General features: G+C 73.3%; 19 protein-coding genes. 6 read left to right on the top strand and 13 right to left on the bottom strand.

The genetic code is table 11. From position 1 onward, the window contains the following. On the top strand, positions 1-2,446 hold a 2,446-nt coding region (locus VG276_04335), incomplete at its 5' end, for a helicase-related protein (protein HEV8648631.1). Here the strand turns inward: VG276_04335 and VG276_04340 are convergent. Genes VG276_04340 through VG276_04350 form a run of 3 tightly spaced genes read right to left on the bottom strand, consistent with a single transcriptional unit; the run spans position 2,447 to position 5,131 of the window. After that, positions 2,447-3,589, bottom strand: a complete 1,143-nt coding sequence (locus VG276_04340; protein ID HEV8648632.1) for a glycosyltransferase family 4 protein — start codon at positions 3,587-3,589, stop codon at positions 2,447-2,449. It lies immediately after the preceding gene. Positions 3,590-3,599: 10 nt separating this feature from the next. Then, a complete protein-coding gene (locus VG276_04345) occupies positions 3,600-4,535 on the bottom strand; it encodes a phosphatidylinositol mannoside acyltransferase (protein ID HEV8648633.1) in 936 nt (311 codons plus the stop codon). After that, positions 4,532-5,131, bottom strand: coding sequence for a CDP-alcohol phosphatidyltransferase family protein (locus VG276_04350; GenBank protein HEV8648634.1), 600 nt, complete (start codon positions 5,129-5,131; stop codon positions 4,532-4,534). The genes VG276_04345 and VG276_04350 overlap by 4 nt, the downstream gene beginning before the upstream one ends. Positions 5,132-5,524: 393 nt before the next feature. Between VG276_04350 and VG276_04355 the strand changes: the two genes are divergently transcribed. The 4 genes from VG276_04355 to VG276_04370 all read left to right on the top strand — a co-directional run bounded on the left by VG276_04355 (position 5,525) and on the right by VG276_04370 (position 10,124). Next, positions 5,525-7,627: an elongation factor G-like protein EF-G2 gene (locus VG276_04355; GenBank protein ID HEV8648635.1), complete on the top strand. Its 2,103-nt coding sequence runs from the start codon at positions 5,525-5,527 to the stop codon at positions 7,625-7,627. A gap of 82 nt (positions 7,628-7,709) precedes the next feature. Beyond that, the gene (locus VG276_04360; GenBank protein HEV8648636.1) at positions 7,710-8,993 is read left to right on the top strand and encodes an alkaline phosphatase family protein; all 1,284 of its coding nucleotides are present in this window, start codon (positions 7,710-7,712) and stop codon (positions 8,991-8,993) included. Positions 8,994-9,014: 21 nt separating this feature from the next. Then, the gene (locus VG276_04365) at positions 9,015-9,443 is read left to right on the top strand and encodes a hypothetical protein (protein ID HEV8648637.1); all 429 of its coding nucleotides are present in this window, start codon (positions 9,015-9,017) and stop codon (positions 9,441-9,443) included. A 252-nt stretch (positions 9,444-9,695) separates the two neighbouring features. Next, positions 9,696-10,124 (top strand): DUF1707 domain-containing protein, encoded by a 429-nt coding sequence (locus VG276_04370; protein HEV8648638.1) that lies wholly within the window; start codon positions 9,696-9,698, stop codon positions 10,122-10,124. 64 nt (positions 10,125-10,188) lie between these two features. Here the strand turns inward: VG276_04370 and VG276_04375 are convergent, their stop codons facing one another. The 10 genes from VG276_04375 to VG276_04420 all read right to left on the bottom strand — a co-directional run bounded on the left by VG276_04375 (position 10,189) and on the right by VG276_04420 (position 24,003). Next, a complete protein-coding gene (locus VG276_04375; GenBank protein ID HEV8648639.1) occupies positions 10,189-10,878 on the bottom strand; it encodes a hypothetical protein in 690 nt (229 codons plus the stop codon). A gap of 5 nt (positions 10,879-10,883) precedes the next feature. Then, entirely contained in the window at positions 10,884-12,422 is a 1,539-nt protein-coding gene (locus VG276_04380) for a flippase (protein HEV8648640.1), read from the bottom strand. After that, positions 12,419-13,807, bottom strand: a complete 1,389-nt coding sequence (locus VG276_04385) for an RtcB family protein (GenBank protein HEV8648641.1) — start codon at positions 13,805-13,807, stop codon at positions 12,419-12,421. Before VG276_04385 ends, VG276_04380 begins: the two co-directional genes overlap by 4 nt. Before the next feature lie 277 nt (positions 13,808-14,084). After that, positions 14,085-15,125, bottom strand: a complete 1,041-nt coding sequence (locus VG276_04390) for a hypothetical protein (GenBank protein HEV8648642.1) — start codon at positions 15,123-15,125, stop codon at positions 14,085-14,087. Then, positions 15,098-16,198, bottom strand: coding sequence for an aminoglycoside phosphotransferase family protein (locus VG276_04395; protein HEV8648643.1), 1,101 nt, complete (start codon positions 16,196-16,198; stop codon positions 15,098-15,100). The genes VG276_04390 and VG276_04395 overlap by 28 nt, the downstream gene beginning before the upstream one ends. Next, positions 16,195-17,493 carry a glycosyltransferase family 4 protein gene (locus VG276_04400; protein HEV8648644.1) on the bottom strand — a complete coding sequence of 433 codons (1,299 nt, stop codon included), beginning with the start codon at positions 17,491-17,493 and terminating at the stop codon, positions 16,195-16,197. The genes VG276_04395 and VG276_04400 overlap by 4 nt, the downstream gene beginning before the upstream one ends. Positions 17,494-17,543: 50 nt before the next feature. Further along, complete coding sequence (locus VG276_04405; GenBank protein HEV8648645.1) at positions 17,544-18,704, bottom strand: hypothetical protein; 1,161 nt, start codon at positions 18,702-18,704, stop codon at positions 17,544-17,546. Further along, the gene (locus tag VG276_04410) at positions 18,704-20,212 is read right to left on the bottom strand and encodes a nucleoside-diphosphate sugar epimerase/dehydratase (GenBank protein HEV8648646.1); all 1,509 of its coding nucleotides are present in this window, start codon (positions 20,210-20,212) and stop codon (positions 18,704-18,706) included. The genes VG276_04405 and VG276_04410 overlap by 1 nt, the downstream gene beginning before the upstream one ends. Further along, positions 20,209-21,423 carry a DegT/DnrJ/EryC1/StrS family aminotransferase gene (locus tag VG276_04415; protein ID HEV8648647.1) on the bottom strand — a complete coding sequence of 405 codons (1,215 nt, stop codon included), beginning with the start codon at positions 21,421-21,423 and terminating at the stop codon, positions 20,209-20,211. The genes VG276_04410 and VG276_04415 overlap by 4 nt, the downstream gene beginning before the upstream one ends. A 360-nt stretch (positions 21,424-21,783) precedes the next feature. Next, a complete protein-coding gene (locus VG276_04420; GenBank protein ID HEV8648648.1) occupies positions 21,784-24,003 on the bottom strand; it encodes a right-handed parallel beta-helix repeat-containing protein in 2,220 nt (739 codons plus the stop codon). 410 nt (positions 24,004-24,413) lie between these two features. Here VG276_04420 and VG276_04425 point away from each other — a divergent pair. Beyond that, positions 24,414-24,948 (top strand): hypothetical protein (locus VG276_04425; GenBank protein ID HEV8648649.1); only part of this gene is annotated, 535 nt, incomplete at its 3' end.

The following is a 24,948-nucleotide window of genomic DNA, read 5'->3' on the forward strand; positions in this document are numbered from 1 at the left end:
CGAGCGGGCCCGGCGCATCCTCGCCCGCCACCACGGCGTGATCTACGCCGACGGCGTCGGAACCGGGAAGACCGAGGTAGGGCTCGCCTTCATCGAGGAGTACGCGCTCAGGCGCGGCCATCACGCCCTCGTGGTCGCACCTGCCCAGCTCGTGAGCAACTGGCAGGAACGCATCAGCCGGGCCCGCCTCCCCGCCCAGGTGGTGAGCTACCAGCAGCTCGCCTCCGACGAGCAGCTCGCCCCCGACGCACGCCACCCCCGCCGCAACCTCCATAACGCACGAGACAGCTACCGGCTGGTCGTGGTGGACGAGGGGCACGCGCTCCGCAATCCCGACACCACCTGGCATCGCGCCATGGAACGGCTCCTCGGGGGCGAGCGCAAGGACCTGGTTCTCCTGACCGCCACCCCGATCAACAACGGGCTCTGGGATCTCTACCACCTGGTCATGGTGTTCGCCCGCCACGACCGCGCCTTTGCCGCGGACGGGATCGCGTCGGTGCGTGACCTCTTCATCCGGGCCGGCGCCAACGAGCGGGACCCCGAGAACCTCGACCCCGACGTGCTGTTCCCCTTGGCGGACGGCGTCAGCGTCCGTCGCGACCGCCACTTCATCGAGGAGAACTACCCCGGCGCCACCTTCCCGGACGGTACGCCGGTCCGCTTTCCCCATCCGAACCTCAGCACCGAGCGCTACGACCTCGACAGCGCCCACCCTGGCATGTTCGCCGACATCACCGGCTGGGTCGGTTCGCTCACCATGGCCCGCTACCGACCGAGCAGGTACGAGATCGGCGCCGAGGAGACGAGCGCCGAGGCGACGTTGAGTGGCTTGCTCCAGTCCGGGATCCTGAAGCGCTTCGAGTCGTGCTGGGCCGCCTGCCTTGCCACCGTACGGCGCATGATCGCGGCGCATGACGCGTTCCTCGCCGGGTGGTCGTCCGGCCTCGTCCTATCGGGCGCGACTCTTCGCGCAGCAGCTCTCGAGGAGGTCGACGATGCCGGCGTCGCCGGCTGGGTGGCCGAGACCCTGCTGGCAGACCGTGAAGCGCGTCCCGTCACCGACTTTCGCCCTGAGTACCTTGATGCGGTCACCCAAGACCGGGAGCTGTTGATCCGGATCCGTGACCGTCTGGCCGCGCTCGACACCGGTTCGGACCCGAAGCTGGCGCTGCTCCGCCGTCTGCTCCAGTCGTCACCGGCCGCGAAGATCGCCGTGTTCGCCACCTTCGGGGAGACGGTCGCCTACCTCGACGAGCACCTTCCGCCCCTCGTCGGCGGTCGCAGCCGCGCCGTGGTGGTCGGCGCGCAGAGTGATCCCGACACGCGAGCGGCCGTGCTCGGCCGGTTCTGCCCGGACACGGTAGTGCGGCCCGGTTACAGGCCACCCGACGGTGAGGTGGACCTCCTGCTCTCGACCGACGTGCTCTCCGAAGGCCAGAACCTCCAGCAGGCGGCCGCCGTCATCAGCTACGACATGCCGTGGAACCCGCAGCGCGTCGTGCAGCGCAATGGCCGCGTGATCCGGCTGAAGAGCCCGCACGACGAGGTGTTCCTCACCACCATGCTGCCCGAGCCGGGTGAGCTGGAGGCCTTCCTCCAGCTCGAGGCGGCCATCCGTCGCAAGATCCTGGCGGCGAGCGTCTACGGCATGGAAAGCGAGGTCATCGACACCGTCGAGGTCGAGCTTCGTGCGTATGCGGCGCGCCTGCAGGACGGCGACGAGACGTTGCTCGAGGAGGCAGGCGACGACGGGGGTGGGGCGTTCTCGGGCGAGGACCTCCGGGCGCTGCTGATGCGAGCGATCTCCGAAGGCGAGATCACCCGCCTGCGCGCACTTCCCTGGGGCATCGGCGCGGCGTTCCGGCAAGGCCCGGGTGTCCCGTCGACCGGGGCGCCGGGCGTCTTCTTCGCCTGCCGCACACGAGGTGGCCAGCGGTACTGGCGCTACGTCGAGGCCGGCGGAGATGTTCTCAGCACCGAATCGGACATGCTCCGGCGGATCGATCCGGGCTCGGCTCCCGCAACGCAACTCCCAGTCCCCGGCCTCGATCTCGAAGCCGCTTGGCGATCCGCCGGAGCGAGCATCATCGAGGAGCACAACGCGCGAACCGACCCACGAGCAGACGAGGAGCGGATCGGACCGGCCCAGCGCTTCGCCCTGGACCTCCTGCGCGACCCGACGGTCCTGCTCCCACCAGGCGGCGCCGAAGCGGAGCAGGCATTGTCGGTGGAGCGCAGCTCGACCGTGCGCCAGGCGCTGACCACGATCCGTACCCAGGTGGTCGACGGCGCGATCTCCCGCGACGACGCCGCTCGCCGAATCGTCGAGACCGTCGAGGGCTTCGGGCTCCAGCCCGTCGAGCCGCCGCCCTTGCTGGATCCGGTCACCGAGTCCGATGTCGGGGTTGTCTGCTGGATGGTGGTGCTCGCTGGAGACGAGTAGCTACCCTCGGGTTCCCCGGACGGATTCGTAGATGGCGGCCAGTTCGGCGGCGACGACCGGCCAGGCGTAGCGGGCGGCGGAGGAGCGGGCGGCCTCGGCGAGCGCGGCCCGCCGGGCCGGGTTGTCGAGCAGCGCCCCGAGCGCGTCGGCCAGCGCCTCCGGGTCGCGGGGGGGCACGAGCAGGCCCTCGCGGTTGTCGCGGAGCAGGTCGCGGTAGCCGCCGATGTCGGAGCAGACCACCGGCAGGCCCATGGCCATCGCCTCGACGAGCACGATGCCGAACGACTCCCCCCCGAGCGACGGGGCGCAGAACAGGTCGGCCGACGCGTAGTAGCTGGGCAGGTCCTCCTGCGGCACCGACCCGACGAAGACCAGGTCGGGCCGGAGCCGGGGCGGCACCATCGCCATCGCCTTCTCCTGCTGGCGCTTGTCGTCGCGGCCGACCACGAGCAGGCGCAGGCGCGGGAAGGCCGGCTTCAGCCGCAGGAACGCCCGGACCAGGTAGGTCAGGCCCTTGCGGGGCTCGAGGCGGCCCACGAACAGCACGGTCGGGTCGCCGCCCCGGTAGCCGGGCAGGGGCTCGTGCTTGCCGAAGAACTCCGGCGAGACCCCGTTCGGCACCACCGTCATGGCGCCGCCGAAGTACCGCTGCCAGGTGTCCCTGGCCGACGGGCTGACTGCGATGCGCGTGGCCAGCCGCTCGTAGGTGCGGCGCAGCAGCGGGGTGCCAGCCCGCAGGGCGAGCGAGCGGTCCAGGTTGGCGTGGAAGGTGCCCACCACGGGGAGCTGGGTCGCCCCGCCACCGCGCAGCCCGCCGGTGGCCTGCAGCACGGCCAGGAGCCCGACGCTCGGGGAGAGCGGCTCGTGCACGTGGAGCAGGTCGTAGCCGCCCTGGCCGAGGGCGCTGCGGACCTTCGCCACGGTGCGCGGCCCGAAGGCGATGCGGGCAACCGAGCCGTTGTAGGGCACCGGCACCGACCCGCCCAGGCCGACGAAGTGCGCCTCGGCCACGGGCCCCTCGGCCGGGGCGAGCACGTCCACGGCATGGCCGAGCCGGCGCAGCTCGGCGGCCAGGTCGCGGACATGGGCGCCGACACCGCCGGGGACCGTCCAGTCGTACGGGCAGACGACGCCGACCTTCACGAGGCCGCCTTCACGAGGCGGCCTTCTCGGCCCCCGGGCCAGGGGCCGCCCGCCAGCCGGGCACGCGCCAGTACGGGCTCAGCACGTGCCACTGCTCGGGGGCCCGGGCGATCAGGGTCTCGAACTCCCCGGCCAGGCGCTGGGTGAGCGCGAGGGCGTCGGCCCGCGGGTCCCCCGACGGGCGGGCCTCGATCGGCGGCCGGCACACGGCCAGCCAGCGCCCGCGCCGCCTGGCCTGGTAGACCGAGCAGGGCAGGAGCAGGGCGCCCGTCCTGAGGGCCAGCGAGGCGGGCCCGCCCGGCATCGTGGCCGGAGACCCGAAGACCGTCACGGGAAGCCCCCCGCCGGTCAGGTCACGGTCGCAGACCAGGGCGGCGAGCCGCCCGGCGCGCAGCGTGCGGAGCACCCCGCGCAGGGTCTCGGGGCCCTCGTCCAGCGGCAGCAGCTCGATGCCGAGGGCTTGGCGGTAGGCGACGAACCGCTCGAACAACTCAGGAGGGCTGAGCCGCTCGACCACCGCGGTGGTCTGGTAGCCGGAGGCGGCCAGCCAGGCCGCCCCGAAGTCCCAGTTGCCGATGTGGGGGCTGGCGAACACCACGCCCCGGCCGCTGGCCACGGCGGCGTCCAGGTGCTCCCGCCCCTCGAAGTCCATGCGCCGGACGACCTCGGCCGGGCTCAGGTCCTCGAGCCGGAACGCCTCGATCCAGTAGCGGCCGTAGCTGGCGAACCCGCGGCGGACCACCCGCTCCAGTGTCTTCGCCGCTACGCCCGGCCCGAGCACCTGCCGGAGGTTGGCCCGCAACGCCTGGCGGCGGCGCTTGTCGGTCTCGTAGAAGGCCCGGCCACCGACCCACCCGAGCAGGTACGCCACCGGTTCGGGCAGCCGGCGGCACACGGCCCACGCGGTCAGCCAGCGGCGGCCTGCCCGCTGGTCCCGGCCGGTCACCGACCGATATCCGGCCCGAGCTCGGGCTGCTGCCAGACCCGCAGGACGCGCTGCACCACCGTGATGACGGTGCCTGCCGCGAGCACCCACAGGCCGGCCAGCACGTGGCCGAAGAGCAGGGCGACGCCGAGCACGATGACCCGCTCGGGCCGCTCCGCGATGCCGGCGTTGCACTCGTACCCGAGCGACTCGGCCCGCGCCTTCACATACGACACGATCAGCGACAAGCCCATGACCAGGGCGGCGAGCACGGCCACGCGGGGCATGTGGCGCACGGTGGCCAGCCACACGATGCCGGTGAGCACGGCCGCGTCGGAGAGCCGGTCGACCACCGAGTCGAGGAAGGCGCCGCGCCGCGAGGCCCGCCCGGACGCCTTGGCCACCGCACCGTCGAGCATGTCGGGGAGGCCGGAGAGGAGGCTCACCACCCCACCGACACGGTCCTGGCCCATCGCGATCAGGGTGCCGGCGCCGAGGCTGCCGGCCAGACCGATGGCGGTCAGGCTGTTCGCGGTGACGCCGGCTTTGGCAAGGGCGTGGCCAGCGGGTTCGGTGACGTGGCGGAAGCTGTTTCTGGCTTTGTTCGACGAGAGCACGGAGATCCTGTCAACGGGAGTGCCGCCCCGGACGGAACGGCGCAGAGGACCGGACGACCGGGCGAGGCTAGCACGCCCTCCGGCCACGCTCAATTATGGCGCGATCTCGTCTCGATCACACTGCTGAAAGGCCCAGGGCCGGTGGTAGCATCGCCACTCCCGGCAGGAAATGACGGTGAACACCTGCTGGCCGGGTCGTGAATATCGAGAGCATCGGGTCGTGAATATCGAGAGCATCGGGTCGTGAACGTCGAGAGCATCGGGTCGTGAACGTCGAGAGCATCGTCGAGGACGGGGATCCGGGGGAACCAGCCAGCTCCGGCCCCGGACCGATGACCGTCCGAGGGAGCCCCAGCGCCCTTCGGATGCAGCCCGAGAGGGAGGGCCGGAAGCGTGAAGAGCTACCCCACTGACCACGTCCGCAACGTTCTGATCGTGGGCCACGGTGGAGCCGGCAAGACCTCTCTGGTCGAGGCGTTGCTGCACGCCACGGGCGCGATCAACCGGGTCGGCCGGGTCGAGGACGGCTCCACCACCACCGACTTCGAGCCGGAGGAGACCCGCAAGCAGATCTCGGTGTCGCTCGCGCTCGCCCCGGTCGAGCACGGCGGCTACAAGGTGAACCTGCTCGACGCGCCCGGCTACGCCGACTTCGTCGGTGAGGTGCGGGCCGCCCTGCCCGCCGTGGACGCCGTCCTGTTCGTGGTCAGCGCGGTCGACGGGGTCGAGACCCAGACCGAGGTGGTCTGGACCATGGCCGAGGAGCTCGGGCTGCCCAGGGCCTTCTTCATCAACAAGCTCGACCGCGACCGCGCCTCGTTCTCACGCACGCTCGACGCCATCCAGGCCGCCTTCGGCAAGGGGTGCCCGCCCCTGTACCTCCCGATCGGCGAGGAGCACGAGCTCTCGGGGCTGGTCGGGCTGCTCTCGGGGCGGGCGTTCACCCACGGCGCCGACGGGCGCCGCACCGAGGGCGACGTGCCCGACGCGCTGGCCGACGCCGCCGAGGACCTGCGCGCCCAGCTCATCGAGGCGGTCATCCAGGAGGCCGAGGACGAGGAGCTGATGGAACGCTACCTCGGCGGCGAGACGATCGCCCCGACCGACCTGATCCCCGACCTGGAGCAGGCGGTGGCCGCCGGCCGCCTCTTCCCGGTCCTGGCCGGCGCGGCCACCAAGGGCATCGGCATCGCCGAGCTGCTCGAGATCATGACCGAGGCGTTCCCCTCCCCCGTCGAGCGCCAGGCCTACGAGGGGACGGTCCCCGGGACCGACGGCGGGGAGGCAGCCACCCGCACCGCCGACCCGGCCGGCCCGCTGGCCGCCTACGTGTTCAAGACGATCTCCGACCCCTACGTCGGGAGGCTGAACCTGTTCCGGGTCGTCTCGGGCACGTTCACGCCCGACCACACGGTGCTCAACGCGACCAAGGGCAGGGACGAGCGGGTCGGCCACCTGCTGACGCTCCGGGGCAAGAACCAGGAGCCGGTCGACCAGGTCGTGGCCGGCGACATCGGCGCGGTGGCCAAGCTCGCCGACACCTCGACCGGCGACACCCTGACCGAGAAGGACGTCCCGTTCGTGCTGCCGACGCCCTCCATGCCCGACCCGCTGCTCCCCATCGCGATCGCGCCCAGGTCCCGGGGCGACGAGGACAAGCTCTCCTCCGGCCTCAGCCGGACCGAGGCCGAGGACCTGACCCTGCGGGTCGAGCGCAACGCCGAGACCCACCAGACCGTGCTGTGGGGCATGGGCGAGAACCACATCGAGATCGTGCTCGAGCGCCTGAAGCGGAAGTTCGGGGTCGAGGTGGCCCAGGTCCCCCTGCGCCTCCCGTACAAGGAGACGTTCAAGGCTCCCGTCAAGGCCCTGGGGCGGCACGTCAAGCAGTCTGGCGGCCACGGCCAGTACGCCATCTGCAACATCGAGGTCGAGCCCCTGCCCCGCGGCGGCGGCTTCGAGTACGTCGACAAGATCTACGGCGGCGCCGTCCCCAACCAGTTCATCCCCTCGGTCGAGAAGGGGGTGCGCAAGGCCATGGACGACGGCCTGGCCGCCGGCTACCCGGTGGTCGACATCCGGGTCATCCTCTACGACGGCAAGTTCCACTCGGTCGACTCCTCGGACATGGCCTTCCAGATCGCGGGCGCGCTGGCGCTGAAGGAGGCGGCCGCGCACAGCGAGATCTCCCTGCTCGAGCCGGTGCTCGAGCTCGAGGTGCTGATCCCCGACGAGTACGTGGGCGACATCCTCGGCGACCTGTCCTCCCGGCGGGGCCGGGTGGTCGGCACCGACCCGGTCGGCACCGGGCGGACGCTGGTCCGCGCCACCGTGCCCGAGGCCGAGGTGGTGCGCTACGCCATCGACCTGCGCTCCATGACCCGCGGCAAGGGGTCGTTCGCGCGCCGCTTCTCCCACTACGAGGAGCTGCCCGCCCACCTCGCCACCAGGGTCGTCGAGCAGGCCAAGGCCGAGCGGGAGGCCGCCTCGAGGTAGGAGCCGTCGTCGCTGGCTCGGTAGGCGGGGATGCTCAGGGCCCAACGTCCCACCACCCATCGCGAGTACCGGAGGTTCGGACATGACGGATCACGGACGGACGGACCGGAGCCAGACCCACCCTCACGAGCGCCGGGACGGAACGCTCAGTCGTCGGAGCCTGCTGAAGGGCGCCGCCGGACTCGGAGCCGCCGCCCTCGGAGGTCGGATACTCTCAGCGACGAAGCCGGCGTCCGCCGGGCTCGTCCGCCGCGCGACGCCGGCCACGCCGATCGAGCACGTCATCATCGCGTGCCAGGAGAACCGATCCTTCGACCACTACTTCGGCTACGCGCCCTGGATCGGCTCGTACGGTCCGCCCCCCGGGTACAGCCAGCCGGACGGCAGCGGGGGCACCGTCACGCCGTACCGCTTCACGGATCTGTCCACGCCCGACGTGCCGCACTCGTGGGGGGCGGTCCACGAGCAGTGGAACAACGGCAAGATGGACGGCTTCTACACCAACGCCGGCATCTGGGCGCTCGGGTACTACACGGCCGCGGAGCTCCCCTTCTACTACAGCCTGTTCGAGGACTCGACGCTCTGCGTCAACTACTTCTGTTCGCTCCTCGGCCCCACGTGGCCGAACCGCTTCTACCTTGCCGCGGGGACGTCGGGCGGTATCACGACGAACGGCGTCTGGGGGTTCGGCGTGTTCGACCATCCGATGATCCTGGACCTGCTGGAAGCGGCCGGCGTCTCGTGGAAGGTCTACAACATCGGATGGGACAGCGTGCCCTACGGCAACACCGACAACGTCTTCGTGTTCTGGGAGCGGTACGCGCACGACCAGCGGACGCTCGGCAGCAAGGGCGGGTTCCTGAACGACCTGAGGCGTGACCGCCTGCCGCAGGTCTCCTTCATCATCCCCAGCTACGCCAGAGGCTGGGACGAGCACCCGCCGGCGGACGTGTCGATCGGGATGGGCATCCAGCAGGAGCTCGTCACGGCCCTGCGGGAGTCGTCGGCGTGGGAGCGCGCCGCGTACATCCTGACCTACGACGAGCACGGCGGGTACTTCGACCACGTCACGCCACCGGTCTTCGACGCCTTCGGCGCCGGCATGCGCGTCCCGACCTGGGTGATCTCGCCGTTCGCCAAGAAGTCGCACCTCGAGCCGAGGGTGTACGACCACGCGTCGACGCTGAAGTTCCTCGAGGCGGTGTTCGGGCTCCCCACGCTGGCGTCCGTCAACCACGAGTTCGACGCCTCCACTCCTGGCGGCCCGAACTACGAGGCGGCCGGCGGCGCACCCACCGGCCCACCCGCTCCGCCCCGCGACGGCCTCGAAGAGGTCGGCGACATGCTGGAGTGCTTCGAGTTCTGAGGAGGGCAGGGAGGTGGCGCTGTGAACGTCGAGGCGATCAACATCGGCCCGAGCTACGCGATCGCGTCGGTCGACGCCGCCAGCGCGCTCGCCGGCAAGGGCCTTGCGGGCGACCGCCACTTCCACGAGGACGGCGCCAAGCCCGGCCAGGCGCTGACCCTGGTCGAGGCGGAGGTGCTGGAAGACGTCGGCCTCACCGGCGCGCAGTCGCGCCGGCAGGTGGTGGTGCGCGGCGTGCGGCTGAACGAGCTGGTCGGCAGGCGCTTCCGGGTCGGCGACGTCGAGTGCGTCGGCGTCGAGCTCTGCGAGCCGTGCCTGCACCTGCAGCAGCTGACGCGGCCCGGGATCATCAAGGAGCTCGTCCACCGGGGCGGGCTCAACGCCGACATCCTGGGCGACGGCCGGATCTCCGTCGGCGACCCGGTCCTCGTCGACGAGCACCGACCGTGAGGCGGAGCAGCTGTCGAGCAGCTTGTCGCCCCCTTCCCTCGCCGATCCGACCGTGAGGCAGGAGCGACGAGGATCTCGAGATCGTCGGCGGCATCGCAACGGGCGAGGAGGGCGAGCAGCCGCACGGAGCGGCACGCGGAGGGGCCGCCGTGCCCCCGGACACATCGCGGGCCGGTTGCCCAACTCGATTACAGGCTTACACTAGATCGCAAGGGTGGCCGCGCGAGCCGACCCTGAAAGAGGGCTACCGCCATGAGCGCCGAGCTGCTGCCGGCTGGCAGCTACCGGGTCGGTGACGCCGAGCGATCCCGCACCACAGAGCTGCTCAAGGAAGCACACGTCGCCGGCTACCTGACGCTGGCCGAGATCGACGAGCGGCTCAGCGCCGCGCTCGCCGCCCGCACCCGCGACGAGCTCGAGCGGCTGGTGGCCGACCTGCCGCCCGATTGGCGGGCGCGGCAGGCCGGCGCGCCCGCCGCCGCGCCGCGTCGCACCGTCCCGCCGGTCGCCTGGTGGCTCCTGCCGCTCGCGCTGCTGGTGGTCGCGATGGTCGTGCTGGCCATCGCCACGCGCGGCTTCTTCTTCCCTTGGCCGCTGCTGTGGTTGTGGTTGGCGTTCGGGCGCCGCCACGGCCGTGCCGGCTGGCATCCTCCGCGCTCGCACCGGGGCACGTGGGTCTGACCTGACCGCTGGGTACCGTCCTCGTCGCATGCTGCGGCGGGGAATCCCTCGCGTGGATCGAGGCTCAGCCGCGAGGACCGTGGGGGCGGCAGGCGACCACCCCGTATGCGGGGGCGAACATGGGCCGGAAGCGGGGCGGGGTGGCAAGGGCGGCCAGGCGGCCGAGGGCGAGGGCGTGCTGCTTCACCCGCGCCTTCAGGGCCGAGCTGCCGGTGACGTGGGGGAAGAACAGGGTCCGCAGGAAGTACTCGAGCTCGACGCTGCCGGCGGTCCCGACCAGGTAGGCCGGGCAGCGCTGGTCGGGGAAGGCCAGGTAGGCGGCGGCCGGCTCCATGCCCGCGGCGGCGAGCGCGCGCCACGCGGCGCCGGCCCGGAGGGCGCCACGGTCCCGCAGGCCGGCCGGGTAGAGGCGGTTGGCGAAGCCCGCGTACAGCCAGCCGCCGGGCGCCACGGCGGCGGCGGCCCGGCCGAGCAGGGCGGCCGCACCCCCGGCGCCGTCCACCCGCCCCCAGGCGCCGAGGTCGCCGACGACCACGGCCGGGTAGCGCCGCCCGTCGAGGGCGGCGGCCAGCCCGGCGGCGTCCCTGGCCGGGCAGACCGCGCCGGGCAGGGACTCGGCGGCGACGGCCAGCAGCAGCAGCCCGTCGGGCTCGCTGGGCACCACCAGGCGCCAGTTCAACAGCCGCGCGTCCACCTCCGCCTCCGCTGCGGGCGTCGGCGGGACCGGGGGTGTGACGGGTCGCAGCTCGGGCACGAACGTCACCTCCGGGCCGGCGTCGAGACCAGGGCGGTCAGGGCCGCGCGGGGCCGCCAGCGGGCCTCCCGGGGGGCGGCGGCGAGCGCCACTGCGAGGATGGCGGCGGCGTAGGCGAGCGCGCCGGCTGCGACGACGGGGAGCACCGGGCCGTCCCTGAGGGCGAGCAGCAGACCGGCCATGGGCAGCGACGCGAACGCGGGCACGGCGAGGCTGGAGGCCAGGGCCGAGGGTCCGGCCAGCCGCCGGAGCATGACCGCGTAGGCGGCGAACAGCCCGGCCTCGGTGATCGCGGTGGTGAGCGCGGCGCCCAGGTACGACCAGCGGGGGATGAACCAGGCGTTCAACCCCAGGTTGAGCACTGCCGCACTGGCGACCGCGACCGTCCGCCTGGTCTGGCCGTCGGCGGCGGTGAGCGCGGTGCCCAGCGTGTGGCCGAGCATGCGGACGGGGATGACCAGGACGAGCACCTGGTAGGCGAGGACCGCCTTGTCGAACTTGCTGCCGTACACGAACCGGAAGATCGCGGGAGCCAGCAGCAGCGACCCGACCATGATGGGCACGCCGACCACGGCCAGCAGCCGCAGCGACACGTCCCGGTAGCGCCCGAGCTGCCTGGGGTCGGGCCAGGCCCGGCTCATGCGCGGGTACAGGGCGGTGTTCAGCACCCGGGCGAGCACGTTGAGGTACAGGACGAGGTTGGTGGCCGCCTGGTACAGCCCGACCGCGGTGGGGCCCTTGACGAAGCCGAGCAGCACCGCGTCGACCCGGATGTAGGTGAGCGACATGGCGTCGTCAAGGGCGAACGGGACCGTGCGGCGCAGCGTGGGGCGCAGGAAGGCCAGATGCGGGCGAGGGACCATGAGCACGCGCAGCTCGCGGCAGGCCATCGTCCAGCCCGCGAGCGCGCCGAGCGCGCGGCTGCCCACGTAGGCGAGCAGCACGCCGCGCACGCCGAGGCCGGCGTCCAGCGCGAGCGGGATGCCGGCCAGGAAGGCGACCTCTTGCGCCACGGTGGCGGCACTCTCGAGCCTCATCCGCTCCCAGCCCGCGAACGCGGCGAAGGTGATGCGCCCGGCCGTGTCGAACGCCAGCGCGATCCCGGCCAGGGTCACGGCCTCGACCACGTCCGGGCTCTGCCCGGCGAACCGGACGCCCGCGGCCAGCAGGGCGGTGACGACGCCACCGGCGACCAGGGCGACGAGCACGCCGGCCTCGACCCACGCCCGGGAGCTGCCCGGCTCCCGGGCGACCTCCCTGGTGAGCAGGTTGAACAGGCCGAGGCCGACCGCGAAGCTGAACATCGTCGACAGGGTGAGGGCGAACTGGAACACGCCGAGCTGGGCCGGGCCGCCGTGCCTGGCGACCAGGACCACCGCGGCCAGCCCGCTCACCGCCCGGGCCGCGAAGGTGACGAGCTGCCAGCCGGAGTTGCGCGCAACCAGACCGCGGCCGCCTCCCCCTCCTCCCGGCGCCTGGCTCGTGGGCCCCTCCGGGCGCCCGGACCCGGACGCCCCGGGGCGGGCAGGCGCGTACCGGGTCAATTCAGCACCGCGAACGGCCGCATGCGGGCGACCGGCCGGACGAGGCCGTGGCGGACGAGGATGCCGAGCGCCTCGTCGACGCCCTTGTCGTCGAGGTGGGCGACCTCGGCGGGAGCGGTCCCCCGGTAGTTGAACCTGAGGGTCGAGCGGCCCTCGGGGTCGGGCTGGGAGATGCCCCGGGCGGCGAAGTCGGCGATGACGGTGCCGGCGCCGTGGCAGGCCGAGTACAGGCTCGCCTCGGCCCGGTTGCCGGCCACGCACAGGTAGGAGGAGGTGCGGTTGGTACCCGGGAGCAGGACGGCCTGGCCGGTCTGCCCGAACACCGGGCTGCCGGCCATCCTGGCCGCCGGCCAGGCCCGGCAGGAGTTGTGCCGGTGGACCACGGCGAGCCTGCCGTCGACCTCCTCCTCGTAGATGGAGTTGTGCGGGGAGTCGACCACGAGCTGGTGGCCGCGGGCACCGAACGACCGCTCGGCCAGCGCGCACAGGCTCGCGTAGGTGGCCATGCGGAAGGCGAACCCGTAGTTCATGGCCGCCGCGTTGGCCAGCAGCAGGCGCGCACCCTCGGCGCTGGCGCGCTCGACCGGCGGGCAGCCGTCGGAGAAGTACAGGGCCAGGCGGAGCCGGAGCTCGGCCAGCGACCGGGCGGTGGCCAGGTGGTACAGCGGCTTCTGGAGCCGCATCTGGGCCTTGACCTTGCGGGAGATCTTCTTGCGCCTGCCGAACATGCGGCCGACCTGGCCGGCGAGCACGCCCCCGCCGCCGTGGTACTGGAGGGTGAGCTGGTCGGCGCGGACGCCGAGCAGCTCCGCCGCTGCCGGGTCGAACACCTCCTCGACCTGCTGCAGCTCCACGAAGTGGTTGCTCGGGCCGACGGTGCCGAAGCGCTGGCGCGACAGCTGCACCGACAGCCAGGGCAGCTCGCGCGCGACCCGCGCGTCGCCGCCGTAGGGCTCGAGGACGACACGCCCCTCCTCCTCGATGCGGTGCAGGCTCGCCTGGTCGATCCCCCAGCGGTCGACGGCGAAGCGGGCTCCGTCGGTGGCGGCGAGCAGCACCTCGGCCGGGGTCAGGTCGCGGCGCCTGGTGGTCGGGTACGGGTAGCGCTCACGCACGCCGCGGTAGAAGTCCTCGACGGCGGCCCGGCCGGGACGGTCCATGTCGAGCGCGATCAGCGCCATCCCGCAGTTGACCGAGGCGCTGGTGAGGGTCGACCTGATCGTGCCCTGGGTGGCCACGGCGATGCTCGAGGGCATCTCCATGTCGTGCTTGTGGTGGAAGTCGGGCAGCACCACCGGCGGGGCGGCGAGGTCGGCGCCTGCCACGCCCTGGGCGAGCTGGTCGAGCACGGCGGGGTCGGCCGGAGCCGACTCGCTCTCGAACACGCGCGGCGACCTGGCGCGGCCGACTGGGGTCGTCTCGCCCGTCAGAACCCGTGGTTGCAAGCTACTGCCTCCGTGACGCGGCGGGAGCCGGCCCAGTCGGCCGCTCCCGGGTGATCGTTTGGGACCGGACCGGGGCCGGACGCGGCCCCGTCACCTGATCATCGGTTCTCGTTCACGCTACGTAAGGACGATGGCCCGCAGATCGGACAAGCGAATGAGTTCGCCTACGGCGCCCGCGTGACGCTGGTGGCGCTCCGGCTTGGAGGGAAGCCACTGGTCAGCCGATGCCGGCGGCGGTGTAGACCCCGGCGAACACCTCGGCCAGCTCGTCCAGGTCGGTGTCCATGCCCTGCTCGGTCGAGCTGGGCGTGAAGTGGGTGAACAGCGCGGCCCCGCCGGCCTTGCGCTTGCGCAGGCCCTGCCACAGAGAGTTGTCCTGGTTGCCCGGGTCCATCAGCCGCACGATCTCCCCCTTGTACTTCTGGCGCCAGGTCCAGATGTCGACCGCCGGGGCGCCCTCGCTCCTGGGCAGGTCGACGAAGGTGCGCAGGTCGCTTTCTGCCGTGGCCGGCCCCCCCGGGTAGCGGCCGGGGAACGCGAGCGCCTTGCGGTACTGCAGCCGCACCCTGGACGGCCAGCCGCGGCGCTTGGCCTCGGCCCAGGCGAGGCGCTGGGCCTTGTCGCGGTCGATGCCCCAGTCACGGTAGGTGGACTCGCTGAGCAGGCCGGTGGACAGGTTCACCACGTCGAGGTGGCCGGAGGCGAGGTAGCCGTCGACCTGCTCGACGGTGAGCGCGGGGTACTTGCTCCTGGCCTTGGCCCGGCAGACCGCGCCGGCCAGCTTGGCCTTGGCCCCGCTCGCGCCCGGGGCACAGCCGAGCTCTGGCACCAGGATGTCGACGAGCAGCTTCTTGCCGGGCGCGGCCTTGCCGAGCGCGGCCGCCGAGTCGGCCAGGAAGGCGCGGACCCGGGCCGGGTCGTTGCCGAACCCGTCGTCGTAGGCGAGCTCGTCGGCGATCTTGATGCCGAGCACCCCAGGGCGGGCGGCCAGGTCGGCCAGGCGGGCGACGCCCTCGTCGAAGCGGGCCCGCCCTTCGAGCCAGCGCTTGGCCAGGTCGCCTTCGAGCCAGACCTGCAGGTCGCGAGCTGCCGCGGCGTCGACCGCGGCCTGGTACTTGGTCACCTGGGCGACCGGCTTGGGCGTCGGGGACGTGCCGGGGCCGTTCCGGCCGGACGTGCAGGCGCCGAGCAGCAGCCCGGCGACGACCAGCAAGGCGGGGGCGGCCCGCCTCAAGCTGCCGATGCTTGCCAGAGCCATGTCGAGGACCTCTCAGTCAGGAACGCGAGGAGCAGGGACCGGTAGCCTGCCCGGAACGCCGGGTCGTCGAGGGCGGTGGCCTGGTCGGCCAGGAACAGCGGGAAGAACACGGCGTTGGCGGCGGCTGGCACGCCGAGCCGCTCGAGCGCCTGGTCGACGTGCCTGCGGACCAGCTCGGGGAACCAGCCCCGGCCGAACCAGGTGTAGCCGAACCCGGGCAGGTTGGCCCAGTCCCCGTAGCGCCGCCAGCGCCGCTCGTGGTCGCGCCGGTCCGGGTGGCCGGGCACCCGGCCGGCCGCGCCCGGGTAGGCCCGGTCGAGGTAGAAGCCGTAGGAGGTGGGGAACTTGTAGACGTCCCCGAAGGGCAGCCCGGCCGCCTGCCCCCGCTCCCAGTCGATCACACCGAGCACCTCCCCCCCGTCCACCAACAGGTTGCCCATCCAGAAGTCGCCGTGCACGCCGGTGACCGGCAGCGGCGTGGTCCGGGCGAGCTCGGCGGCCCGGCCGGCGACCGCCTCGAACAGCGACGCCTCGGCCGGGCTCCAGCCGATCTCGGCCCGGTAGCGGTCGACCACGCCGCCCACGTGGCGGACCACGCCCTCGGCGTCGAGCACGACCCGCTCCACGCGGGTCGCCTGCTGGAAGGCGGACAGCCAGCTCCCGGCGGCCGCGAAGTCGGCCTCGACCCGGGCCGGGTCGGCGGTGTGCCCGGGGGTGTGGTAGGCGGCGCTCATCGGCACGCCGGCCATGGGCGCCTGCACGAACACGAGCCGGCCACGCACCCGCTCGAGGGCGAGCGGCTCGGGGAGCCGGCCGAGCGCGCCGTCGACCTCGCCCGGGGGCCGGAGCGCCCGCAGGGCATCGTGCTCGGCCCGCACGCAGCGCTCGGCCCGCTCGGCCCTGGCCACCTTGGCCACGGCCGCGGGCGCGCCCGCGGTGTCGAAGAAGATCACCGTCACCTTGGCCGACGGGCTCCGGTCGATCCCGGCCACCAGCGCGCCGGCCAGGGGCGGCCGTCCCGGCCGGAGCGTCGCCCAACGCTCCGCCAGGAACTCCTTGATCGCGTCGATCATGCCGACAGCTCGACCGCCGGCTCGGGGTCGGTGAGGTCCAGGTCCGCCGTGGAGGCGGGCGCGGCGGCCCGGGTGAGGTCGACGGTGGGCGCCGGGGCGGGCAGGCCGAGCAGGCGGCAGTAGGCCTGGTCGATCAGGTTGCACATCCGCTCGGGCGCGAACACCGCGAGCACGCCGGCCCGGCCCCGCGCGCCCATGCGGCGCCCCTCCTCGGGGTGGTCGAGCAGCCAGCCCACGCTCTCGGCGAGCGCGTCCGGGTCGCGCGGCGGCGCGAGCAGGCCGGTCGCGCCCGGCACGACCAGGTCGGGCACCCCGTTCACGGCGGTGGCGACCACCGGCCGGCCCGAGGCCAGCGCCTCGGTGAGCGCCCGCCCCAGCCCCTCGTACAGCGAGGAGATCACGAACACGTCGAAGCTCGCGCCGATGCGGGGGGCGTCGGACCGGTAGCCGGTGAGCAGCACCTCCACCCCGAGCCGGGCCGCCTCGGCCCGGACCGCGTCCTCGAGCGGTCCAGCGCCCACCATGACGAAGCGGGCGTCCGGGTGCCGGCGGGCCACCGCGGCGGCCATGCGCACGAAGTCCAGGGGGGACTTCTGCTGGTCGATGCGGCCGACCGTGCCGACGACCGGCACGGACGCCGGGATGCCGAGCTCGGCCCGCACAACCGGGTCGGGTCGGGACGGGATCTGGTCCAGCTCGACCGCTGACGGCGCCACGCCGACCCGGGCCGGACCGGCCAGCCGCGTCTCCACCGCCTCGCGGGCGACCCTGGGCGACACCGCTAGGAACCCGTCGGTCATGGGCCGCACCATGCGCTCGAGCGCCAGGTAGGCGCGCCGCCGCAGCGGGCTCATGAAGTCGTGGAAGCTGAAGCCGTGGAAGGTGTGGACGATCACCGGGACCCGGCAGAGCCAGGCCGCGAGCCGCCCCAGGAACCCGCCCTTGGCCGAGTGGGTGTGGACCACGGTGAAGCGCTCGGCCCGGATCAGCCGGACGAGCTGGGCCAGGACGTAGAGGTCGTCGACCGGGGAGAGGGTCTCGGAGAAGCGGCGCACCTGCACGGTACGCACGCCGGCCGCCTCGGCCCGGGCCCAGAGCGGACCGCCGGGGCAGCCGGCCACCCAGACCTCGTAGCGGTCGGGATCCATGCCGGTGGCCGACAGCAGGGTGTTGCCGCCCGCCCCGGCCCAGAACCGGGTGATGACGTGCAGGACCTTCACCTTGGCCGGCGCGGGCTGCGGAGGCAGCGCGGCCGGGGCGACCACGGGCTCCGTCGGGATGGGCCAGGCGCTCAACTGACTGCTCCTTGTCGTCGACGTTCGCGGGACGGGCGCGCCGGGGCGGGTCAGACGCGCGCGGGCGCGCTGTCCAGCAGCTCGGCCAGGCTCGCGCCGGGCGTGCGGGCCAGGACGACCTCGACGCAGGGCAGGCGGCCGGCCAGGCCGGCCGCCACCCGCTCGACCGGCGGGTGGGCCGGTCCGAGCCCGGTGGCCGCGGCCAGCAGGGCCGCGTAGGACCAGTAGCGGCGCAGCTCGCCGGCGATGTAGGTGCCGGCGACGAGCGCGCGGGCGGCCGCCTCCGGGGTGCAGGGGCGCACGGCCGGGGCGTCGCCCTGGCCGCGGCGCAGGACCACGACGCGGTCTGGCCGCAGCTCGGGGACCCGGTTGGGCATGGGCCCCTCGCCCCGGCCGTGCGGCATGCGCCGACCTCCCAGGCCGTCGGCGCGCATGGGCTCCACCAGCCCCCAGACCGTGACCCCGTCCGACACCGAGAGGTTGTCGGAGGTGGCCACCCCGCCGTTGGCCAGCTCGCGGCCGAGCAGGGTGGTCTTGCCCACCCCGCCCGGCCCGGCCAGGAGCGGCGTTGCCGGGCCGGCGGTGCAGGCCGGCGCGTGCAGCGGCGCCCGCCCGTGCACGCCCGCCCACCACAGGGCCGGGTACTGCAGGAGCACCGCGCGGGCGAGCAGGTGGAAGCGCGAGCGCAGGGCCTGGTGGAGCAGGAGTGCGCGGGGCGACGGCCGCCAGCGCAGGGTGAACGCCGCCTCCTCCGGGCTCGCCCGAAGGTGCAGGTCGAAGCCTGACCCACAGATGTCGGTGGCGAGCAGCTCCCCGTCGCGGGCGAACGCGCCCCGGGTGAGCACCGCCCAGCCCCGGGTGCCGAACGCCTCCCGCCCGTCCTCGACGGCGACGGTGAGCGTCCCGGCGCCGCCCCCGGCCCCCGCCGCGCCGGGCCCGGGCCCCGCCGCGCCGGGCCCGGGCCCCGCCGCGCCGGACCCGGCGACATCGGCTGCCGCGCCATCCCCGACCAGGCCGGACCCGGCGACACCGGTTGCCGCGCCATCGCCGCCCGGGCCGGTGGGCGGAGCCTGGCGTGCTTCAGACGGGTCGGCGGCTGGCACGTGGTCGGCTGGCGCGCCGTCGGCGCCCTCGGCGATGACCGGGTGGAGCCAGCGCGGCGCCCGGACCACGGTCAGGCGCTCGTTGGCCGTCAGGAGCGTGACCGCCATCAGAAGCCGTCCGGGTACGGGGCGGCCAGCGCGTCGACCAGGTCGTCGCCCTGGGCCGGGGCGAACTCGGGGATCAGCTTGGAAAGGTAGAGCCGGACCTGGTCGGGCTGGTTGGTGGCGGTGACCGCGAGCAGCTCCTCGAGCAGGCGCCAGAAGCTCTCGCCGGTGTGCTGGTCGGTCGAGGTGGCCCACACCTTGGGATGGGTGGTCGGCGTGCGCTCCTCGTTCACGCTGAACAGCGCCTCGTGGAGCTTCTCCCCGGGCCGGAGCCCGGTGTAGCGGATGGTGAAGTCGGACTCGTCGAGGTTGAGCTGGGCGGCGTAGTTGCGCACCAGGTCGACGATGCGGACCGGCTTGCCCATGTCGAGCACGAAGATCTCCCCCGACTCGGCCATGCCGCCCGCCTCGATGACCAGGCCGACGGCCTCCTCCACGGTCATGAAGAAGCGGGTGACCTCGGGGTGGGTGACCGTGATCGGCTCGCCGTTCTCGACCTGCTCGGCGAGCACGGTGAGGAACGAGCCGCGGCTGCCGAGCACGTTGCCGAAGCGGACCGAGGCGAACCGGGTGGGCCCGCCGGCCTGGGAGCCGACCACCAGCTCGGCCAGGCGCTTGGTGGCGCCGAGCACCGAGGTCGGGTCGGCCGCCTTGTCGGTCGAGATCAGGATGAAGCGCTCCACCCTGGTCGCGACGGCCGCCTCGGCCAGGTGCATGGTGCCGAGCACGTTGGACTTCACGCCCTCGCAGGGGTGGCGTTCGAGCAGGGGCAGGTGCTTGTGGGCGGCGGCGTGGAAGACCACCTCGGGGCGCAGGTCGCGGAAGAGCTGGAAGATCCGGTTCCGGTCGCGGATGTCGGCGATGATCAGCTCGTCGGAGTCGAGCAGCGCCTCGCCGGAGATCTGCAGCTGGAGCCGGTGCAGGTTGGACTCGTCGTGGTCGAGCAGGTACAGCGCGGCCGGGCCGAAGGCGCGGATCTGGCGGCACAGCTCGCTGCCGATGGAGCCGCCCGCGCCGGTGACCAGCACCCGCTTGCCGGCCACGACCGCGCGGGACGCGGTCCGCACCACCCGCATCTCGTCCCGGCCGAGCAGCCGGTCCACCCGCAGGCGGCGCAGGTCGGAGATGCGGGCGTCGCGCTCGATCGCGGCCACGAACGAGGGCAGGTAGCGCACGCTCGCACCCACGGCCGCGGCCTCGGCGCCCAGGCGCCGGATCTCGCGCGCCGGCAGCGACGGGATGGCCACCACGACCACGTCGACGGCCAGCTCCTCGCCGGCGTGGACGAACTCGTCGGTGCCGCCCACCACGGGCAGCCCCGAGAAGGTGGCATCGCGCTTGGCCGGGTCGTCGTCGAGGAACCCGACCGGCACCAGGCCGAACGACGGGGTGCGGCCGAGGTCGCGGGCGATCGTCTGCCCGGCCTCGCCGGCCCCGACGATGAGGCAGCGCAGGCCGTCGGCGGGTCGTGGGGTGGCGTCGTAGATTGGCTCGTTGATCGCGTGGGTCACAGCGCCGTCCTCGCGGGTGCGGTGGGGGTGGCGAGGCGGAGGTCGGCGATCGCCTCACACACCCGGTCGACTTGGTCGTCGCGCAGGCTGGGGTAGAAGGGCAGGGACACGATCCGCTCGAAGGCGGCGTCGGCGGCCGGGAAGCGGCCGGCCCGGTCGCCGAGCAGCTTGCGGAAGTACGGCTGGTGGTGCAGCGGGATGAAGTGGACCGAGCAGTCGACGCCCCGCTCGGCCAGCCGCTCGACGAACGCGTCGCGGGCCATGCCGAACTCGGGCTCGACCTGGATGACGTACAGGTGCCAGGCGTGCCGGCCGGCCGCCGGCCTTGGCGCCGGGCGGATGCCGCCGATGCCGGCCAGGTTCGCCTCGTAGCGGCGGGCCAGCTCCTCCCGGCGCGCCTGCCAGCCGTCGAAGCGGCGCAGCTGGGCCCGCCCGATGGCGGCCTGCACGTCGGTCATGTTGGCCTTGAGGCCCTCGGTCTCGACCGCGTAGCGCCAGCCGTTGCCCGGCAGGTAGCGCTTCCAGGCGTCGCGGCTCATGCCGTGCAGGCGGGCCCGCTTGACGAAGTCGGCCAGGTCGGGGTCGGTGGTGGTGACCATGCCGCCCTCGCCGATGGGCAGGTTCTTGGTGGCGTAGAAGCTGAAGCAGGTCGCCGCCGAGATCGTGCCGACCGGCCGCTCCCCCACCCAGGTGCCGATCGCGTGCGCGGCGTCCTCCACGACCCTGGACAGCGGCAGCCCGGCCGCGGCGGCCAGCTCCCCGACCGGGGACGGGTAGCCCGCGAAGTGCAGGACGACCATGGCGTCGGCGCCGCCGCGCTCGCCGGCCGCCGCGGCCGTGGTGGCCGCGTCGGGCGCGAGCGTCTCCGGGTCGCAGTCGACCAGGACGGGCTCGAGGCCCGCGTTGACGATCGCGTGGACCGCCCCGCAGAAGGTGATGGTCGGGGTGAGCACCTTGGACCCCGGCGGCAGGGCGAGCCCGCGCAGGGCCAGCTCGATGGCTGCCGTGCACGAGGAGACGGCCAAGGCCTGGTCGGCGCGCAGGCCGAGGTAGGCGGCGAGCTCGCGCTCGAAGTCGACCACCTCGGGCCCCGCGGTGACCCAGCCGGAGGCGAGCACGCGGGCCGCGGCGGTCACCGCGTCGGGCCCGATCTCGGTCCTGGCGAACGGGACCCGGTCGGTCTCGACGGAGAGGTCGGGCAGCGCCGTCACCTGACCGCCTCCCTCCGGTCGGGCGCCGACGCACCCTTCCGCACTGCTTTGCGGTGTCGATCCATTCAGCCCCCCAGGCACGGTTGTTCCCTGCTGCTTCACGCGCCGTTCATCAACGGCACCGCCTAGGGTGGCCGAACAAGCACGTAAGGGGATCAGGCGGCGGGGGGATATCGACTACAGCAACCGAATGACCGCGCACGAGCGGACAGCGGGCCCCCTCCACCCGCCCCACGTGCCGGCCATCGGTGCCTCTCCGTGGCCTCCCGCCCTGGGCGACAGGCGAGGTCACAGCACCCGGCCAGGCACGCGGCAGGCCCCGGCCAGGTTGGCCGGGGCCTGCCGGCGCGGGCGGCGGGATCAGACGGTGGTGAGCCGCAGCACCCCGCTCAGACCGCTCGCGTTGGCCGTGTCGGCCGGCTTGTAGACGCGCAGCACCAGGGTGGTGCGTACGCCCGGCCTGATGCGGAACGCGTAGGCACTGGTCGCGGACAACCTGGTCGTGGCCACCGTCCTCCAGGTCCCGCCGAGGTAGCGCTGGAGGTAGGCGAGCTGGCCGGCGTGGTTCGGGCGGACCCCGCCGCTCAGCACGGCGGTCTGGCCGACCGGCATCCGGCTCGTGGACAGCCGCGCGCTGACCGCCGCGCGCACGAACCCGACCGCGCTCGGGCTGTTGCCGGGCAGCAGCGTGGCGCTGCCCGGGTGGCGGAGGAAGAGCCGGAAGTTGACCGGCGGGAGCAGGCTGAAGCTCACCCGGCCGGCCGCGTCGGTGGTGGCGTAGCGCAGCCTGTAGTCCGGCTTGCCGTACGAGTGCCCCCACAGCTCCAGCGTCACCCCGGCCGCCGGAGCCCCGGTGGTGGCGTTGGCCAGGGCCCCGTTGACCACCAGGGTCTGGCCGGCGGTGATGGGGTTGCGCGGCATGGTCATCGTCAGCCTGCTCGGCGCCTTGACGACCGCGTCGGCCTGCCGCTCGTAGGCGCCCATGTCGTAGAAGGGGATGGGCCCCTGGCCGGTGTTGGCGGTGAGCGCGTTGTCGCGCCGCGGCGCGCCGTTGAGGTCGACGGCCGGGTAGCCGGCGGGCGCGCTGGTGCCCGAGTCGACCGCCGGCGAGCCGGCCGCGAGCTGGTAGTCGCCGGCGCCCGGGTTGACGAAGCGCGGGTCGGCCGAGAGCGAGTGGGCGTCCTTGCCGCTCGCCGTCTTGTAGGCGGCCAGGGTGGCGTGGACGGTGCCGTTGTACTTGATCGGGGCGACGGCGGCGGAGTTCCAGAACAGGTTCGAGTCCGACTTGAACCCGGCGGTCGAACTCGGGTCGACGAACAGGTCGAACTCCGTGGGCGCGACCGTGAGCCCGTTGTCGACCCCGATGCTACCGGCCAGCTCGGTACCGGTCGAGGCGCCCTCGATGCTGAAGCCGTCCTTGAAGTTGCGTGCCGCGGTGTTGCCGAGCAGGCGGTTGTTGGTGCTCTTGAGCGCGTCGAAGCCGTGGTCGCCGTTGCCGTAGCTCAGGTTGTCAGCGACGAACGACGCAGTCGAGCCGGCGTGCATCGCGATGCCGGTGTCCTGGTTGCTGTGGGTGATGTTCTGGCGGACGACGTTGCCCGAGGCGGTGCTGCCCACGACCGGTCGCAGGTCGCCGTCGACGCTGATGCCGGTCGCCGAGCGCACCAAGGGCCTCTCGTTGGCCCAGGCGATGCAGCGCTGGATGGTCGAGGAGGTGCTGCCCTGGATCCCGATGCCGTGGAACCGGTTGTGGTGGGACTTGACCCGGTCCACGTTGAGCCCCGTGCCGCCGCGCAGCAGCACGCCCTGGCTGCCCGAGCCGCTCACCTCCGAGGCGGTGATCGACGAGGCGGTGACCCCGTCCAGGAACAGGCCCTGCACGCCCGAGCCCTTCACGGTCACGTTGCGCACGGCCAGGTTGGAGCCGCCGCCGGTGAACAGGACCCCGCTGTTGTTCTGGTCCTCCATGGTGAAGCCGTCGACCACCAGGTGGGAGCGGCCCACGCCGCGGAAGGCGTAGCCGAAGCGGCCGGCCTCGACGTGGTGGGCGGTGGGCGCGCTGTCGTCGGCGGTCCGCACGAACAACCTCTTGGCCATGGGCGACCCGTCGTAGAAGAACTCGCCCGCGGCCAGCGTGGCGCTCGCGGCCGCGCGCAGCGGCGTGCCGTCCACCGTGACCTTGCGGGGCGCGACCGGGTAGGCGACCCAGTACGTCGAGGTGGTCCCGGCCACCAGCGCCCAAGCGGCGGCCGAGAGGTCGGCAGAGCCGAGGATGCGGGCCCCGGCCGTGGTCTTGAACGTGATCGGCGCCCCTGGGGCGCCGCTGGCCGGCAGCTCGACGCCCTCCCGGTAGGTGCCGGCGGCGACCACGACCGTGTCGCCCGCCTTGGCGGCCGCGGCCGCCTGGCCGACCGTGCAGAACGGCGCGCCACCGGCGCCGGTCGGGCTACAGCCCGCACCCGGGTTGACCTGGTAGGTCGTTGCCGCGCGGACCGGGCCCACCGCCCAGAGCAACCCGAGCAACAATGCCGTCACGACGGCGACCCCGACCCCGCCGCGTCTTCCCTTTCGACCGGCCATACGCCTCCACCTTAAGTGGTTCCCTGAGTGGTCCCAAGACTTAAGTGGTTCCCTGAGTGGTCCCTGACGCGTAACGTAACAAGGTGGTGATTATGCGGAAGCACTATGCGAATCTCGTCCGGCCTATGCCTGAGTTCGCCTACGGTATTTACAGGTGGACGACCGGATTTACAGGAACTACCGTACTGACCGTAGCGACAGGAATCGCGTGATATCAGGTGTGATTCGGACGGCAACGCAAGGCTCCGCGCCCGGACGCGTTTTGCACCCGGGCAATCGGCGTGCCGCCGCGTCCAAGACCGAACACCGTGTCCGAGGCAAGACCGAACACCGTGTCCGAGGCAAGGACCGAGTCCGAGGCAAGGACCGACCGACCAGGCCGAGCGGCCCGGTCGGAGGGGGGGAACGCAATGCGCACGCACGCCGGATCCGGCCGCCTGCCCGGCATCCTGGAGGAGCGCCGCCACCGCTGGCCGGCTCGGCTGGCCGCCGCGACCGTGGCCGGCTTGGCCCTGCTCGCCGCCGGCCTGTTGGACCTGCCGGCCACGGCGGCCGGCAGCACCGTGTACGTGAACGCGTCGGCCGCCTGCCCGGGGTCGGGCACCCAGGCCGCGCCGTACTGCAAGATCAGCGGCGCAGTCCCCGTCGCCGGGGCGGGCGACACCGTGCGGGTCGCGGCCGGCACCTACAACGAGCTGGTCAAGCCCTCCCAGGCGGGCCAGTCGGGCAGCCCGGTCGTCTTCCAGGGCGACCCCGGGGCGACCGTGCGGGGGGGCACCTACGGCTTCCAGATCGCCTCGCTGAGCTGGATCACCGTGCGCGGCTTCACCATCACCGACACCGTCAAGCAAGGCATCCTGGTCAGCGGCGCCCACCACATCACCCTGGCCGGCAACCACGTCACCTCCGCCGGCACCCCCGCGTCGGGCCAGACCGCCCAGGGCA

It is taken from the genome of Actinomycetes bacterium, from assembly GCA_036000965.1.
Lineage (GTDB): Bacteria > Actinomycetota > CALGFH01 > CALGFH01 > CALGFH01 > DASYUT01.